The following is a 15,227-nucleotide window of genomic DNA, read 5'->3' on the forward strand; positions in this document are numbered from 1 at the left end:
CGGTTTGAGATGAGGTGAAAGTCAGGAAGCGCTCGCGGGGCGCGCGAGGATCGCCTCGGCGAGCGCGAAATCTTCCGGGTACGTGACCTTGAAGTTGCGCAGGCTGCCCTGCACGACGCGCGGCGTGTGGCCGGCCCATTCGATCGCGCTGGCCTCGTCGGTCAGGTCGTGCCCCTCGCGCTGCGCCTGCAGGATCGCGTCGCGCAGCATGCCGATGCGGAACATCTGCGGCGTTTGCGCCTGCCACAGCGCGTCGCGCGACTCCGTGCGCGCGATCGCGTCGCCGCCGGCCGGCACGCGCTTGAGCGTATCGGCCACCGGCAGCGCGACGATCCCGCCGACCGGGTCGTCCTTCAGCGTCGCGACGAGCGTGCGAATCAGCTCTGGCGTAATGCCCGGGCGCGCGGCGTCGTGCACGAGCACCCAGTCGTGGTCGGTCGCGCCGAATTCCGCCAACTCCAGCAGCCCGTTGAGCACCGACGCCTGCCGCGAACCGCCGCCGCAGCGGCGCACCGCGAAGCGCAGGCCCGCGAAGCGGCGCGCGTCGAAATGGGAATCGTCGGGCGCGAGCACGACGAGCGTCTGCGCGAACTCGCTGCACGCGTCGAACGCGGCGAGCGTGTAGTGCAGCAGCGCGCGGCCGGCCAGCGTGCGGTATTGCTTCGGCACGGCCGAACCGGAACGGCTGCCCGTGCCGGCGCAAGGAATCAGGGCGAAAAGTCGGGGAGTCACGAAGGGAAACGCCGGAAAGGTGAAATCGAGAAGCGGATTTTATAATAGGTCTTTCGTCTCGACCGGCGCACCGCGATGCGCCCGTGCACGCCACCCCTGTCGTCCCTATGCCAGATAACGCTTCCATCCCGTCCGCTTCACCCGTTGCCCGCGTCAAGCCCGGCCAGCGTTTCGCCTTCGACGGCGCGCACGGCTCCGCCGACGCGCTCGCCATCGCCCGTTATCTCGCCGACAACCGCCTGGACGTGCCGCTCCTTGCGGTGATCTGCGCGAACGCGGTCGACGCGCAGCGGCTGTCGCAGGAAATCCGCTACTTCTCGCCCGACGCGCGCGTGCGCCTGCTGCCCGACTGGGAAACGCTGCCGTACGACACGTTCTCGCCGCACCAGGACCTCGTGTCCGAGCGCCTCGCCACGCTGCACGACCTCGGCGAGGGCCGCTGCGACATCCTGCTCGTGCCCGCGACCACCGCGCTGTACCGGATGCCGCCCGCGTCGTTCATGGCCGCTTACACGTTCGCGTTCGCGCAGGGCGAGCGGCTCGACGAGGCGAAGCTGAAGGCGCAGCTCACGCTGGCCGGCTACGAGCACGTGAGCCAGGTCGTGCGGCCCGGCGAATACTGCGTGCGCGGCTCGCTGATCGACCTGTACCCGATGGGCTCGCCGCTGCCGTACCGGATCGACCTGTTCGACGACCAGGTCGACTCGATCCGCGCGTTCGACCCCGACACGCAGCGCAGCCTCTACCCGGTGCGCGACGTGCGCCTGCTGCCCGGCCGCGAGTTCCCGTTCGACGAAGCGGCGCGCACGGCCTTCCGCAGCCGCTGGCGCGAAACCTTCGAAGGCGACCCGAGCCGCGCGCCGATCTACAAGGACATCGGCAACGGCGTGCCGTCGGCAGGCATCGAGTATTACCTGCCGCTGTTCTTCGACGAGACGGCCACGCTGTTCCACTACCTGCCGCAAGACGCGCACCTCGTGTTCACCGGCGATCTCGAAGCGTCGATCCGCCGCTTCACCGCCGATACGAAGCAGCGCCACGCGTTCCTCGCGCACGATCGCGAGCGGCCGATCCTCGAGCCGCAGCGCCTCTTCCTGTCCGACGAGGATTTCTTCGCGTTCGCGAAGCCGTTCGCACGCGTCGTGCTGCCCGCGCAGCCGGCCGGCGGCTGGGCGACCGCGCTGCCCGAACTGACCGTCGACCGCCATGCGGACGATCCGCTCGCGTCGCTGCGCACGTTCGTCGAATCGTCGGGCAAGCGCGTGCTGCTGACGGTCGAATCGGCAGGCCGCCGCGAGACGATCCTGCAACTGCTGGCCGAACACCACCTGCGCCCCGCGTCGAACGACGATTTCGCGAGCTGGCTGGCGAGCGACACGCGCTTCGCGCTCGGCGTCGCGCCGCTCTCGAACGGCTTCGCGGTGCCGGGCGAAGGCTACGCGATCGTCACCGAAACCGAGCTGTACGGCGCGCTCGGCCGCCGCGCGGGCCGCCGCCGGCAGGAACAGGCGAGCAACGTCGACGCAATGGTGCGCGACCTGTCGGAGCTGAAGGTCGGCGACCCGGTCGTCCACGCGCAGCACGGCATCGGCCGCTACATGGGCCTCGTGTCGATGGATCTCGGCGAAGGCGAAACCGAATTCCTGCATCTCGAATACTCGGGCGACAGCAAGCTCTACGTGCCCGTCGCGCAACTGCACGTGATCTCGCGCTACAGCGGCGCCGATCCCGACAGCGCGCCGCTGCACGCGCTCGGCTCCGGCCAGTGGGAGCGCGCGAAGCGCAAGGCCGCACAACAGATCCGCGATACGGCCGCCGAGCTGCTGAACCTGTACGCGCGCCGCGCGGCCCGCGAAGGCCACGCGTTCTCGCTCGACCCGCGCGACTACGTGAAATTCGCCGAAAGCTTCGGCTTCGAGGAAACGCCCGACCAGGCCGCGGCGATCGCGGCCGTGATCGGCGACATGACGAGCGGCAAGCCGATGGACCGCCTCGTGTGCGGCGACGTCGGCTTCGGCAAGACCGAGGTCGCGCTGCGCGCGGCGTTCATCGCGGTGCTGGGCGGCAAGCAGGTCGCGCTGCTGTCGCCGACCACGCTGCTCGCCGAGCAGCACACGCAGACCTTCGCCGATCGCTTCGCGGACTGGCCGGTGCGCATCGTCGAGCTGTCGCGCTTCAAGACCGCGAAGGAAGTGAACGCGGCGATCGCGCAGATCAACGAAGGCAGCGTCGACATCGTGATCGGCACGCACAAGCTGCTGTCGTCGGACGTGCAGTTCAAGCGCCTCGGCCTCGTGATCATCGACGAGGAACACCGCTTCGGCGTGCGCCAGAAGGAAGCGCTGAAGGCGCTGCGCGCGGAAGTCGACGTGCTGACGCTCACCGCGACGCCGATCCCGCGTACGCTCGGGATGGCGCTCGAAGGGCTGCGCGATTTCTCGGTGATCGCGACCGCGCCGCAGAAGCGGCTCGCGATCAAGACGTTCGTGCGCCGCGAGGAGGAAAGCGTGATCCGCGAGGCGATGCTGCGCGAGCTGAAGCGCGGCGGCCAGGTGTACTTCCTGCACAACGAGGTCGAGACGATCGAGAACCGCAAGGCGATGCTGGAGGCGCTCGTGCCCGAGGCGCGCATCGTGATCGCGCACGGCCAGATGCACGAGCGCGAACTCGAACGCGTGATGCGCGATTTCGTCGCGCAGCGCGCGAACGTGCTGCTGTGCACGACCATCATCGAGACCGGCATCGACGTGCCGAGCGCGAACACGATCATCATGCACCGCGCGGACAAGTTCGGCCTCGCGCAGCTTCACCAGTTGCGCGGCCGCGTCGGCCGCTCGCACCACCAGGCGTATGCATACCTGCTGGTACACGATCCGCAGTCGCTGACCAGGCAGGCGCAGCGCCGGCTCGAAGCGATCCAGCAGATGGAGGAACTCGGCTCGGGCTTCTATCTCGCGATGCACGACCTCGAGATCCGCGGCACCGGCGAAGTGCTCGGCGACAAGCAGTCGGGCGAGATCCACGAGATCGGCTTCCAGCTCTATACGGACATGCTGAACGACGCGGTGAAGGCGCTGAAGAACGGCAAGGAGCCCGACCTCACCGCCCCGCTCGCCGCGACGACCGAAATCAACCTGCATGCGCCCGCGATCCTGCCGGCCGACTACTGCGCGGACGTGCAGGAGCGGCTGTCGCTATACAAGCGGCTCGCGAATTGCGAGCACGGCGACGCGATCGACGGCATCCAGGAGGAACTGATCGACCGCTTCGGCAAGCTGCCGCCGCAGGCGCACGCGCTCGTCGAGACGCACCGGCTGCGGATCGCCGCGAAGCCGCTCGGCATCGTGAAGATCGACGCGAGTGAGGTCGCGATCGGGCTGCAGTTCGAGCCGAATCCGCCGATCGACCCGATGCGGATCATCGAGATGGTGCAGAAGCATCGCCACATCAAGCTCGCGGGCCAGGACAAGCTGCGCATCGAGACGCACTCGCCCGATCTCGCGATCCGCGTGTCGACGATCAAGGAAACGCTGCGCGCGCTCGGCCCGAAACAGGGAGCGGCCGTCGCGGCCCGCTGATGCAATCCTGACGGGCGCGACGTTGCTGCACCGCGTCGCGCCCGACGAAGGCGGCCAAGCGCGTTTTTGAGTATGATTTCCCATTCATCAGACGGAGTTTTGCCATGTCCACTCTCGACGCGACGGCGCCGTCCGCCGCAACCGAAGGCGATGCATCGCTCGTCAGCCTGCCCTGGGTCAAGCAACTCGTGTCGATGGACACGACGAGCCGCGTGCCGAACCTCGGCCTGATCGAAACGGTACGCGACGCGCTCGCCGCGAAGGGCATCGCGTCGACGATCACGCACGATCCGCGCGAGGGCTGGGCGAACCTGTTCGCCACCGTGCCCGCGCACGACGGTTCGACGAACGGCGGCATCGTGCTGTCGGGCCACACCGACGTCGTGCCGGTCGACGGCCAGCAATGGGACAGCAACCCGTTCGCGCCGGAAACCCGCGACGGCCGCCTGTACGGCCGCGGCACCTGCGACATGAAGGGCTTCATCGGCGCGGCGCTCGCGCTGCTGCCCGAGATGCAGGCGACGAAGCTCGCGAAGCCGATCCATATCGCGCTGTCCTACGACGAGGAAATCGGCTGCGCGGGCGCGCCGCTGATGATCGCCGATCTCGTGAAGCGCGGCGTGCAGCCGTCCGGCTGCATCGTCGGCGAGCCGACCAGCATGCGGCCGATCATCGCGCACAAGGGCATCAATGCCTATCGCTGCTGCGTGCGCGGCCACGCCGCGCATTCGTCGCTGACGCCGAAGGGGCTCAACGCGATCGAGTATGCGGCGCGCCTCATCTGCCACATCCGCGACATTGCCGACCGTTTCCGTGCCGAAGGCCCGTTCGACGAGCTGTACGACGTGCCGTTCACGACCGCGCAGACGAGCACGATCCAGGGCGGCAACGCGATCAACACGGTGCCGGCCGAGTGCCGCTTCGACTTCGAATTCCGCAACCTGCCGACGCTCGATCCCGAGCAGATCTTCACGCGCATCGAAGCGTATGCGCAGGAAACGCTGCTGCCGCAGATGCTGCGCGAGCATCCGAATGCCGCGATCGAGTTCTCGAAGATCGCCGCGGCGCCCGGCCTCGACGCGACCGAACAGGCCGCGATCACGCAGCTCGTGCGCGCGCTGACGGCCGACCAGGACAAGCGCAAGGTCGCGTACGGCACCGAAGCCGGGCTGTTCGAACGCGCGGGCATCCCGAGCGTCGTGTGCGGGCCCGGCAACATCGAGCAGGCGCACAAGCCGAACGAATATGTCGAGCTCGCGCAGCTCGCCGGCTGCGAGCAGTTCCTGCGCAAGTTCATCCGCAGCATGTCGGTCGACGCGCACTGACTGCCTCCCGCCACGCCGGTCCGTGCGTGCGGGCCGGCCCACTCCGCCACCCGCCACGTCATGTCGACTGAACAACAGGGCACTGCCCATACGACGATCGACGGCGAGCCGATTCCGACGCTCGACGAAATCGCCGCGCAGCATTTCGCGTTGTCGCCCTGGGTCGCGCGCACGCCCGTGTTCGAGCGCGCCGACCTGCCTTCCCTCGAAGGCACGCACGTCAACTTCAAGTTCGAGCTGCTGCAGGTGAGCGGCAGCTTCAAGGCGCGCGGCGCGTTCACGCATTTGCTCGCGCTCGACGAAGCCCGCAAGAACGCAGGCGTCACCTGCGTGTCGGCCGGCAACCATGCGGCGGCCGTCGCGTATGCGGCGATGCGGCTCGGCAGCAGCGCGAAGGTCGTGATGTTCCACACCGCGAGCCCGGCGCGCATCGCGCAATGCAAGCAGTACCGCGCGGAAGTCGTGCTGGCGGGCAGCGCGTCGCAGGCGTTCGATCTCGTGCGACGCATCGAGGCCGAGGAAGGCCGCTTCTTCATTCATCCGTTCAACGGCTATCACACGATCCTCGGCACCGCGACGCTCGGCTACGAATGGGCGACGCAGACACCCGACCTCGACGCGGTGATCGTGCCGATCGGCGGCGGCGGGCTCGCGGCCGGCACGGCGACCGCGCTGCGGCTCGCGAATCCGCGCGTGCACGTGTACGGCGTCGAGCCGGAAGGCGCCGACGCGATGAGCCGCAGCTTCGCGGCCAATCACACGATCAAGATGAGCGCGATGCAGACCATCGCCGATTCGCTGATGGCGCCGCACACCGAGGAATACAGCTATCAGCTGTGCCGGCGCCACCTCGACCGCATCGTCACCGTCTCCGACGACGCGCTGCGCGCCGCGATGCTGTTCCTGTTCTCGCACCTGAAACTGTCGGTCGAGCCGGCCTGCGCGGCCGCGCTCGCCGCACTCCTCGGCCCGCTGCGCGAAACGCTGCAGGGCAAGCGCGTCGGCGTGCTGCTGTCGGGCACGAACACCGACCCCGCCACGCTCGGCATGCATCTCGCGCACGCGCAACTGCAGCACTGATCGCGCACCGCGCGTGCGCAGGCCATCCCAGGGTTATCCCCAGATTATGTTGACAGCCCTGTTGATAACCCGCCGGACCCGCACGCAAGTGGTTGAGCGCGCAGCGTTTTGCGCGCGCGAAGGTCAATCGTCACGAAATGGGCAGACGTGGCGGCTGGCCGCCTCGTCGATAGCGCTCGCGCTGCTTGCCGGTTGCGTGGCGCCGCCCTCGTCCACCCCCAACGGACAATCTGCGTCCTGCACGCAACCGGGCGAGAACCGCATGCTGCAGGCCGACCTGCTGTTCGGGCGCGACATCGCCGGGCGCGGACCCGTCACCGATGCCGAACGCGCGGCATTCCTCGCGGATACGATCACGCCGCGCTTTCCCGACGGCGTCACCTACTGGGACACGCATGGCCAGTGGCGCGACCGCTCGAGCGGCGCGATCACGCGTGAAGACAGCTTCGTGATCCGTATCATCGCCGCCGACACGCCCGCCACGCGCACGCGGCTTGCCGCGATCAGGCAAGCGTACGTCGAGCGATTTCACCAGCAATCGGTCGGCATGACCGTCGTGCCGGCCTGCGCATCGTTCTGATTCACCGTCTTCCGCTGCCTGCCGCGCGCAAAAAAAACGGGCGCCCCAAGGCGCCCGTCGCGTGGCTGAACGACAGTGTACCGCTTACTTGCTCTCGAACATGTCCATGATCTGCTGCTTCTCCTGCGGCGTGACGGGCGGCGGCGTGAGCCCTGCCGCGCCGGCCGAACCGAGTGCGTCGTTCGCGCTGATCGCGTTCTCGGCCGGGTTGATGTCGACGTTCGCGACGAAGCCGTTGCCCGGCGTGCGATCGGCATAGTACAGCTCGCCGTCGATCGTCGTCAGGCCGTCCGGCATCGGCATCTGCTGCTCGGGCACGCCGTTCAGTGCGGTGCGCATATAGTTCACCCAGATCGGCAACGCGAGCTGCGCGCCGAATTCGCGGCTGCCGAGGCTCTTCGGCTGGTCGAAGCCCATCCACGCGACCGCGACGAGCGATTGCTGATAGCCGGCGAACCAGCCGTCCTTCGCGTCGTTAGTCGTACCCGTCTTGCCCTGCAGGTCGTTGCGGCCCAGCACGTTGGTGCCCGCGCCCGTGCCGGCCGTCGCGACCGAATGCAGCAGGCTGTTCATCACGTACGCGTTGCGGCCTTCGATCGTGCGCGGCGCCGTGCCGCCCGCGACCACCGGCTGCGACTTCTGCAGCGGCTGGCCGCGTGCGTCGTCGACTTCGGCGATCAGGTACGGATCGACCTTGTAGCCGCCGTTCGCGAACACCGCGTAGCCGGTCGCGAGCTGCAGCGGCGTCACGAGGCCCGCGCCGAGCGCCATCGGCAGGTAAGGCGGCGTCTTCGCCGGATCGAAGCCGAAGCGCTGCGTCACGTACTGCTGCGCATACTGCGTGCCGATCATCGCGAGGATCCGGATCGACACCAGGTTCTTCGAACGCTGCAGGCCGGTACGCATCGTCATCGGGCCGTCCGGCTGGTCGTCGTCCTTCGGCTCCCATGCCGTGCCGCCCGGCACGCTCGGCGGGAAGTACAGCGGCGCGTCGTTGATCATCGTCGCCGGCCCGAGCCCCTTGTCGAGCGACGCCGAGTAGATGAACGGCTTGAACGACGAGCCTGGCTGCCGCCATGCCTGCGTCACGTGGTTGAACTTGCTCTTGTTGAAGTCGAAGCCGCCGACGAGCGAGCGGATCGCACCGTCCTGCGGCGCGATCGCGACGAGCGCGCCTTCGACTTGCGGCAACTGCACGACCTGCCAGCCCGTCTTGCCGTCCTTCAGCACGCGCACGACCGAGCCCGGCTTGATGCGCAGCGCGTTGTTCGCGCGGGCCCCGAGCGCGGCCGACACGAAGCGCAGCCCGGCCGGGCCGATCGTCGTGGTCGCCCCGCCGACGAACTGCACCTCGACCGCGTTCGGCGACGCCGACAGCACGACCGCCGATTGGAGGTCGCCGTTGTCCGGGTGATCGGCGAGCGCATCGTCGATCGCCTCGTCGCGCTCGTCGCCGGCCGCGGGCAGGTTGATCGATGCTTCGGGGCCGCGATAGCCGTGGCGGCGCTCGTAGTCGAGAATGCCGCGACGCACGGCCTGGTAAGCGGCTTCCTGATCGGCCGAGTTGATCGTCGTCGTGACGGTCAGCCCGCGCGTATAGGTTTCGTCCTTGTACTGCTCGTACATCATCTGCCGCACCATCTCGGCGACGTACTCGCCGTGCACCGCGTACTGGTTGCCAGGCGTGCGCACGTGAATCTCTTCCTTGATCGCCTGGTCGTACTGCGGCTGCGTGATGTAGCCGATGTCGAGCATGCGCTTCAGGATGTACTCCTGACGTACCTTCGCGCGCTTCGGATTGACGACCGGGTTGTACGCCGACGGCGCCTTCGGCAGCCCCGCGAGCATCGCCGCTTCGGCGAGCGTGATGTCCTTCAGGTCCTTGCCGAAGTACACGCGCGCCGCGGCCGCGAAGCCATACGAACGCTGGCCGAGATAGATCTGGTTCATGTACAGCTCGAGGATCTGGTCCTTCGTCAGGGCCTTCTCGATCTTGTACGCGAGCAGCATCTCGTAGATCTTGCGCGTGTAGGTCTTCTCGCTCGACAGGAAGAAGTTGCGCGCGACCTGCATCGTGATCGTGCTCGCGCCCTGGCGCGCGCCGCCGTGCATCAGGTCGGCCACGCCCGCGCGCAGGATGCCGACGAAATCGACGCCGCCGTGCTCGTAGAAGCGGTAGTCCTCGATCGCGAGCACGGCCTTCTTCATCACGTCGGGAATGTCCTGGAAGCGCACGAGGCTGCGGCGCTCCTCGCCGAACTCGCCGATCAGCACGTGATCGGCGGTAAACACGCGTAGCGGCACCTTCGGCTGGTAATTCGTCAGCGCGTCGAGCGACGGCAGTTGCGGCGCCATCACGACCAGCGCGTAGCCGACGATCAGCGCGCCGACGACCGCCAGTGTCGCGAACAGGCCGACGAACCATAGCGCGACGCGCGAGCCGAACGTGCGGCGGCGCCCGCCGCCACCGCCACTGCGCGGCTGCGCGCGGCGGTCGTCGTCATCGCGATCGTCGTCATCGGGGTAATAGGCTCCGGACGGCGAACGGCGCAGCGTGTAGTGGGGTTCGTTCCTGTCGGAAGAAGAAGGCGGTCGTTTGATAATTGGCATGTCGGAATGGCGGGCGTACGTGGCGCCCTCGGACGCATGCGGAAATGCAAGCGGATGAATCAGAGTGAGTGCATCGAGATGCGGCTGTCACGTCGACAGACCCCGCCGCGCGGCGATCCGTTCCCGCGACGTGACAGCGCATTTTAATGAAATCGACCGGGTGCCTTCGCGATTTTTTGTAAAAATTCGCGCAATGCCGTGATTTGCGGCACGTATTGTCGGCATCCTCGGCCTATGATGGACACGCAACACGGCGCACGCACGCGATTTTCTTTCAGTCGCGAAAGGTTGGGCGTCCCGATGCGCGAGCCGCTTGAACTCGCGCGTTTAAGCCGTATTTAAGTGAACCGGTGGTGTAATATCCGCCGGCTCACGCGGGCCGGAACCGGCTCGCGACGGGCATTGCCGCGGTCACGCGGCGCCTTTCAACCACGGAGGATTTCATGTCGCTTTTCGACTCTATTTCGCGCACGATCAAAGGCCTGCTGAACGATGCGGCCGATTCGGTACAGGATCCGTCGCGCGACGCACGGCAGATCGTGCGGGAGCTCGACGACAGCATCGGCCGTGCCGAGAATTCGCTGATCGAGATCGAAGCACAGGTCGCGACCCAGCGCAGCAAGCGCGATGCGGCCGACGACAAGGTGAAGAAGTACGAAGACGGCGCGAAGCGCGCGCTGCAGGGCGGCGACGAAGCGCTCGCCCGCGAGGCGCTCGCGGCCCAGTCGAACGCGGAAGCCGAGCGCGATGCGCTCGCGGCCGAACTGACGACGCTCGAGCCGTCGGTCGACAAGCTGAAGGGGCAGATCGCCGACATGCGTCAGCGCCGCAACGACCTGAATGCGCGCTCGAACATCCTGCAGGCCAAGCAGGAAATCGCGCAGGCGAAGGACGTGGCCGCCAGCGCGCTGGGCGGCATCGGCGGCAAGAACCTGTCCGAGGATTTCCAGAAGCTCGAGGACAAGGTCGCGCTGCAGAACGCCCGCTCGGACGCGCGCCTCAATTCGGCCGACACGTCGAGCGGCAAGGCGCTCGACGACAAGCTCGCCGCGCTGAACAAGGGCCCGTCGGTGGAAGATCGCCTCGCCGCGCTGAAGAAGCAGCTCGATACGCCCGCGCAGTAACCGCCGCCGCGGGCCACCGCGCCGCGCCCCGGCTCCGGCCCGGGCCCGCGGCGCGAACCGATCGTCAGGAGACGGGCGCATGCGCCCGGTTCGACCATGAAGAAATCTCTCGCCGCACTCGGCCTCTCGCTGATGTTGCTGTCGTCCGCCGCGTTTGCGGTCCCGTCGCTGCAGCAGGTCGAGCAGTCGATCGCGCAGCGCAACTGGCAGCAAGCCGACACGCAGTTGTCGCAAGTCATCGATGCCCATCCGAACAATGCGCACGCGCGCTACCTCTATGCGCAGGTGCTGGACCGCGAAGGCCGCGCGTCCGACGCGCTCGCGCAACTGCAGCGCGCGAAATCGCTCGATCCGCAACTGAAGTTCACCGACGCGTCGCGCTTCGCGCAAACGGAGTCGCGCATTCGCGCCGACGCCGCGCGCGCGAGCGGCAACACGCCGGCGGCCACGCAGGCCGGCACGCTGCAGCCGGGGCTCGCCCCCGCCGTCGCGCCGGCCGAAAAACACGGCCCGTCCACCGGCATGTGGATCGGCCTCGGGCTGATCGTCGCCGTGATCGCGCTGGTGCTGCGCTGGACGCTGCGGCGCGCGCGCACGGCCGACGACGGCCGCGCCGACGACGAACGCCGCACGCAGCTCAAGCGCGCGACCGACGTGCTGAACGACATCCGGCCGCTGAAGCTCGATGCGAAACTGTCGACGGCGCCCGGCGCCGCGGCGCTGACCGGCGAACTGGAAGCGATCGAGAACGACGCGCGCACGCTCGTCGAAGCGCTGTCGAACGGCAAGAATCCGGTGCCGCCGTATCGCGTCGATGAACTCGAACAGCGCCACGCGAGCGTGAAGGCGCGCGTCGAAGGCCGCCCCGACCCGGCCGCGCAGCCCACGGCGCCGGCGAACGGCAGCGGCTCCGTCTACGCGCAGGAAGCCGACCGCATGACGGGCGCGCAGGGTCAGCCGTATCAGCAGCAGCCCTACCCGCCGCAACAACCCTATCCGCAACAGCAGCCGCCCGTCGTGATCCAGCAAGGCGGCGGTTTCGGCGGCGGCATGGGCGGGCTCCTGACCGGCGTGCTGCTCGGCGAGGCGATGTCCGGCGGCCGCGAGCGCGTGGTCGAACGCGACGTGATCGTCGACGGCGAGCACCGCCGGCAGGAAGCCGACCCGGGCTTCGACCTCGGCCGCGGCGACGATTCGAGCTGGAGCGACGGCAACAGCGGCGGCGGCGGCGGGATGGATCTCGGCAGCAACGACGACGGCTGGACCGACGACAACACCTGAGTACCCGCGCACCGGGTGTCGACCTGCACGTCGACGCCCGGCCACGCACGCCAGGCCCCGCCGCGCCCACGCGCGGATTTGTCAATCATTTCAAGATGGGCTACCGGCAAGGAGAGGCGTTCGCTATCATGCGGCCATCGGCGTGCCACCGACCCTTATTCGACGCAAAGCAATCCTGCGCGTCGCGGCACGCCTCCTCTCGCCCCAACCAGGAGAAAGCCGCTCATGAGCATCATCAAGGAATTCAAGGAGTTCGCCGTCAAGGGCAACGTGATGGATCTCGCCGTCGGCGTGATCATCGGCGGCGCGTTCTCGAAGATCGTCGACTCGGTCGTGAAGGACCTCATCATGCCGGTCATCGGCGTGCTGACCGGCGGCCTGGATTTCTCGAACAAGTTCGTTCTGCTCGGCACCATCCCGCCGTCGTTCAAGGGTAATCCCGATTCGTTCAAGGACCTGCAGGCCGCGGGCGTCGCCGCATTCGGCTACGGCTCGTTCATCACCGTGGCGATCAATTTCGTGATCCTTGCGTTCATCATTTTCCTGATGGTGAAATTCATCAACAAGCTGCGCAAGCCGGAAGAAGCCGCGCCGGCCGCGACGCCGGAAGACATCGTGCTGCTGCGCGAGATCCGCGATTCGCTCAAGCAGCGCTGATCGCGACACGCTCCGCCCGCCAGGCCCGCCCCGCGCGGGCCTTTTTATTGCGCAGGCGATGCACCGCCGCATGCGGCGTATCTCACTTTTTTGTGACGAGCGAATGCACGCGCGGGAAAAGCAGGTCTATGATGGAGACTAAACGACAGTACGGGCGCCAAGACGCTGGCTGTGTCGATCATGGCGAGCAGGTCGACGGGAGACATTGATCGTCGTACTGCACGAATGCAGCATTTTCGTGTGCTATAAAGGATCGACATGCGGCGTACATAGCCGGGAGTGGGTCGCATGAAAGTGCCGCATTTCTTGCAATTGTTTTTGAGGCGAGTGTTTATGTCCTTCCCGAAAAAACGTCGGCGTGCGCCGCAGGATGGCCAGGAGTCGTTCCTCGCGGTCTTGCGCCACTCGAAACCGTTTGCCCAGCTCGACACCAAGATTGCCCGCGCCCGCGCGCAGGACGAACCCGTCCTTTATGCGCACGTACTGCCGGGCCTCGACGTGCTTCTGTGCAGCGTGCGCGGCGCGCAGCCGCCCTATCCGGCCATTGCCGAACTGCGCAAGCGCTGCATCGAATCGATCGCCAACGCGCTCGAGCAACCGCTCGACGGCCTCGAGAACGGCGGATACTGGTACGAAGCGAACGGCTTCGGCTTCCTCGTGTTCGCCAGCCGGGCGCGTGCGCGCATCCTGCCCGAGTTTGGTGCAGGTACGAAGGCGAGCCTGCGCGGCGGCCTCGGCCGCCAGAACGCCGGCGACACGACACCCCGCTCGCTCGGCTGATCCGCCAGTCATTCGATGGGCCGCCTCCGGGCGGCCCATCCGCCATTCACACGCCCCGCTTATCCGTCACGACGCCTGCTGGCGGCCGTTGCCCGGCCGCACGATGTCGATGAACGCGGCGAAATCGGCGCCGGCGAGCCCTTGCGCGGCGCCGAGCCTCAGCACCTGCTGCACGGTGGCCGACACGGGCATCACCGCGCCCGTGTCGCGCGCGGCGTCGGCGATTGCATCGACATCCTTCTGGAACGTACCGAGCGCACCGATCGGCGGATGACCGCCCGACGTCATGCGCGGCACGAACGTCTGCAGCAGCACCGAATCGGCCCAGCCGCCGGCCAGCGCCTCGGCCAGACGCGCGGCGTCGATACCGCTCGCCTGCGCGAGGCCCACCGCCTCGGCGATCGCGGTGACCGTCGCGGTGACGATCGCCTGGTTGCACAGCTTCGCCGTCTGGCCCGCGCCGGCATCGCCCATGTGCGTGATGCGCGACGCGTACGTATCGATCAGCGCCCGCACCGCGTCGAGATCGGCCGCGCGGCCGCCGGCCATCACCGCGAGCGTGCCGGCCTGCGCGCCCGGCACGCCGCCCGACACCGGCGCATCGACCCAGCCGACCCCGAGCGCGGCGGCGCGCGCCGCGTAGTCGCGCGTGGCGGCGGGCGGAATGCTCGAATGATCGATGATGCGCTGCAGGCGGCGCGTGCTCGCGTCACCGGAAAGCAGCCCGTGTTCGCCGAACACGACGTCGCCGACCGCACGACCGTCGAGCACGCACACGAATACCGTCTCGACGCGCCCGGCCAGCTCGCGCGGCGTGCCGACCACCTGCGCGCCGTCCTTCACCAGCGCGTCGGCCTTGTCGCGCGAGCGATTCCATACGCTCACGCGATGCCCGGCCGTCAACAAATGCCGAATCATCGGCGCGCCCATCAATCCCGGTCCGCAAAATCCGACTTCCACGATGCGCCTCGTCTCCGATATGGGTTGCACTTGCCGCCCATCATACCTATCACTCAAGAAGCCGGGCACGCACGGGACCGTAGCGGGACCGCACCTTGCACCGGCAATACAGACCGATACCTCAGGGAGCGCATCATGAGCGACCACGTGTACAAGCTGATCGAACTGACCGGTTCGTCGCAGCAATCGAGCGACGACGCGATCCGCAACGCGATCTCGAAAGCCGGCAAGACGCTGCACAACCTGCACTGGTTCCAGGTGACCGAAACGCGCGGCCACATCGAAGGCGACCAGGTCGTGCACTGGCAGGTCACGCTGAAGGTCGGCATGCGTATCGACGACTGACGCACCGCGCGGCGCCCCACCACCGGATGCGTGCAATGCGCATCCGCACGGCGCCGCACCCGCCTGTATTTCGCCCCGTTCAGGCCCCTTGTCGCGGCCCGGCCAGCGGGTAGCCGCGGGTATCCATCTCTTGACGCTGATTTTCGTTCATATTAAAAACGATATACCCACCCCA

12 protein-coding genes are annotated in these 15,227 nt (G+C 67.7%); 9 read left to right on the forward strand and 3 right to left on the reverse strand.

From position 1 onward, the window contains the following. Positions 1–21: 21 nt before the first annotated feature. A complete protein-coding gene (gene ispD, locus CFB89_RS09865) occupies positions 22–732 on the reverse strand; it encodes a 2-C-methyl-D-erythritol 4-phosphate cytidylyltransferase (RefSeq protein ID WP_089467681.1) in 711 nt (236 codons plus the stop codon). Between the two features lie 107 nt (positions 733–839). Between ispD and mfd the strand changes: the two genes are divergently transcribed. The 4 genes from mfd to CFB89_RS09885 all read left to right on the forward strand — a co-directional run bounded on the left by mfd (position 840) and on the right by CFB89_RS09885 (position 7,295). After that, positions 840–4,310 (forward strand): transcription-repair coupling factor, encoded by a 3,471-nt coding sequence (gene mfd, locus CFB89_RS09870; RefSeq protein WP_089467682.1) that lies wholly within the window; start codon positions 840–842, stop codon positions 4,308–4,310. A 104-nt stretch (positions 4,311–4,414) separates the two neighbouring features. Continuing rightward, positions 4,415–5,635, forward strand: coding sequence for an acetylornithine deacetylase (gene argE, locus CFB89_RS09875; protein ID WP_089467683.1), 1,221 nt, complete (start codon positions 4,415–4,417; stop codon positions 5,633–5,635). Positions 5,636–5,695: 60 nt separating this feature from the next. Further along, on the forward strand, positions 5,696–6,715 hold the full coding sequence (locus tag CFB89_RS09880; protein WP_089467684.1) for a threonine/serine dehydratase: 1,020 nt from the start codon (positions 5,696–5,698) through the stop codon (positions 6,713–6,715). Positions 6,716–6,761: 46 nt separating this feature from the next. Then, positions 6,762–7,295, forward strand: a complete 534-nt coding sequence (locus tag CFB89_RS09885) for a DUF3574 domain-containing protein (protein ID WP_089467685.1) — start codon at positions 6,762–6,764, stop codon at positions 7,293–7,295. Positions 7,296–7,379: 84 nt separating this feature from the next. On the opposite strand, the gene CFB89_RS09890 is transcribed toward CFB89_RS09885, so the two are convergent. Then, positions 7,380–9,905 (reverse strand): penicillin-binding protein 1A, encoded by a 2,526-nt coding sequence (locus tag CFB89_RS09890; RefSeq protein ID WP_089467686.1) that lies wholly within the window; start codon positions 9,903–9,905, stop codon positions 7,380–7,382. 443 nt (positions 9,906–10,348) lie between these two features. Between CFB89_RS09890 and CFB89_RS09895 the strand changes: the two genes are divergently transcribed. The 4 genes from CFB89_RS09895 to CFB89_RS09910 all read left to right on the forward strand — a co-directional run bounded on the left by CFB89_RS09895 (position 10,349) and on the right by CFB89_RS09910 (position 13,747). Further along, positions 10,349–11,029, forward strand: coding sequence for a PspA/IM30 family protein (locus tag CFB89_RS09895; protein WP_089467687.1), 681 nt, complete (start codon positions 10,349–10,351; stop codon positions 11,027–11,029). Positions 11,030–11,125: 96 nt separating this feature from the next. Further along, the gene (locus tag CFB89_RS09900) at positions 11,126–12,310 is read left to right on the forward strand and encodes a tetratricopeptide repeat protein (RefSeq protein ID WP_089467688.1); all 1,185 of its coding nucleotides are present in this window, start codon (positions 11,126–11,128) and stop codon (positions 12,308–12,310) included. 225 nt (positions 12,311–12,535) lie between these two features. Beyond that, entirely contained in the window at positions 12,536–12,967 is a 432-nt protein-coding gene (gene mscL / locus CFB89_RS09905) for a large conductance mechanosensitive channel protein MscL (RefSeq protein ID WP_006752022.1), read from the forward strand. A gap of 333 nt (positions 12,968–13,300) precedes the next feature. Beyond that, complete coding sequence (locus CFB89_RS09910) at positions 13,301–13,747, forward strand: hypothetical protein (RefSeq protein ID WP_006488003.1); 447 nt, start codon at positions 13,301–13,303, stop codon at positions 13,745–13,747. Between the two features lie 66 nt (positions 13,748–13,813). On the opposite strand, the gene CFB89_RS09915 is transcribed toward CFB89_RS09910, so the two are convergent. After that, positions 13,814–14,707: an NAD(P)-dependent oxidoreductase gene (locus CFB89_RS09915; protein WP_089467689.1), complete on the reverse strand. Its 894-nt coding sequence runs from the start codon at positions 14,705–14,707 to the stop codon at positions 13,814–13,816. Positions 14,708–14,842: 135 nt separating this feature from the next. Here CFB89_RS09915 and CFB89_RS09920 point away from each other — a divergent pair, with 135 nt between their 5' ends. Further along, positions 14,843–15,052, forward strand: coding sequence for a dodecin (locus tag CFB89_RS09920; protein ID WP_011549586.1), 210 nt, complete (start codon positions 14,843–14,845; stop codon positions 15,050–15,052). Positions 15,053–15,227 lie beyond the last annotated feature (175 nt).

The organism is Burkholderia sp. AU16741 (assembly GCF_002223345.1).
Classification (GTDB): domain Bacteria; phylum Pseudomonadota; class Gammaproteobacteria; order Burkholderiales; family Burkholderiaceae; genus Burkholderia; species Burkholderia sola.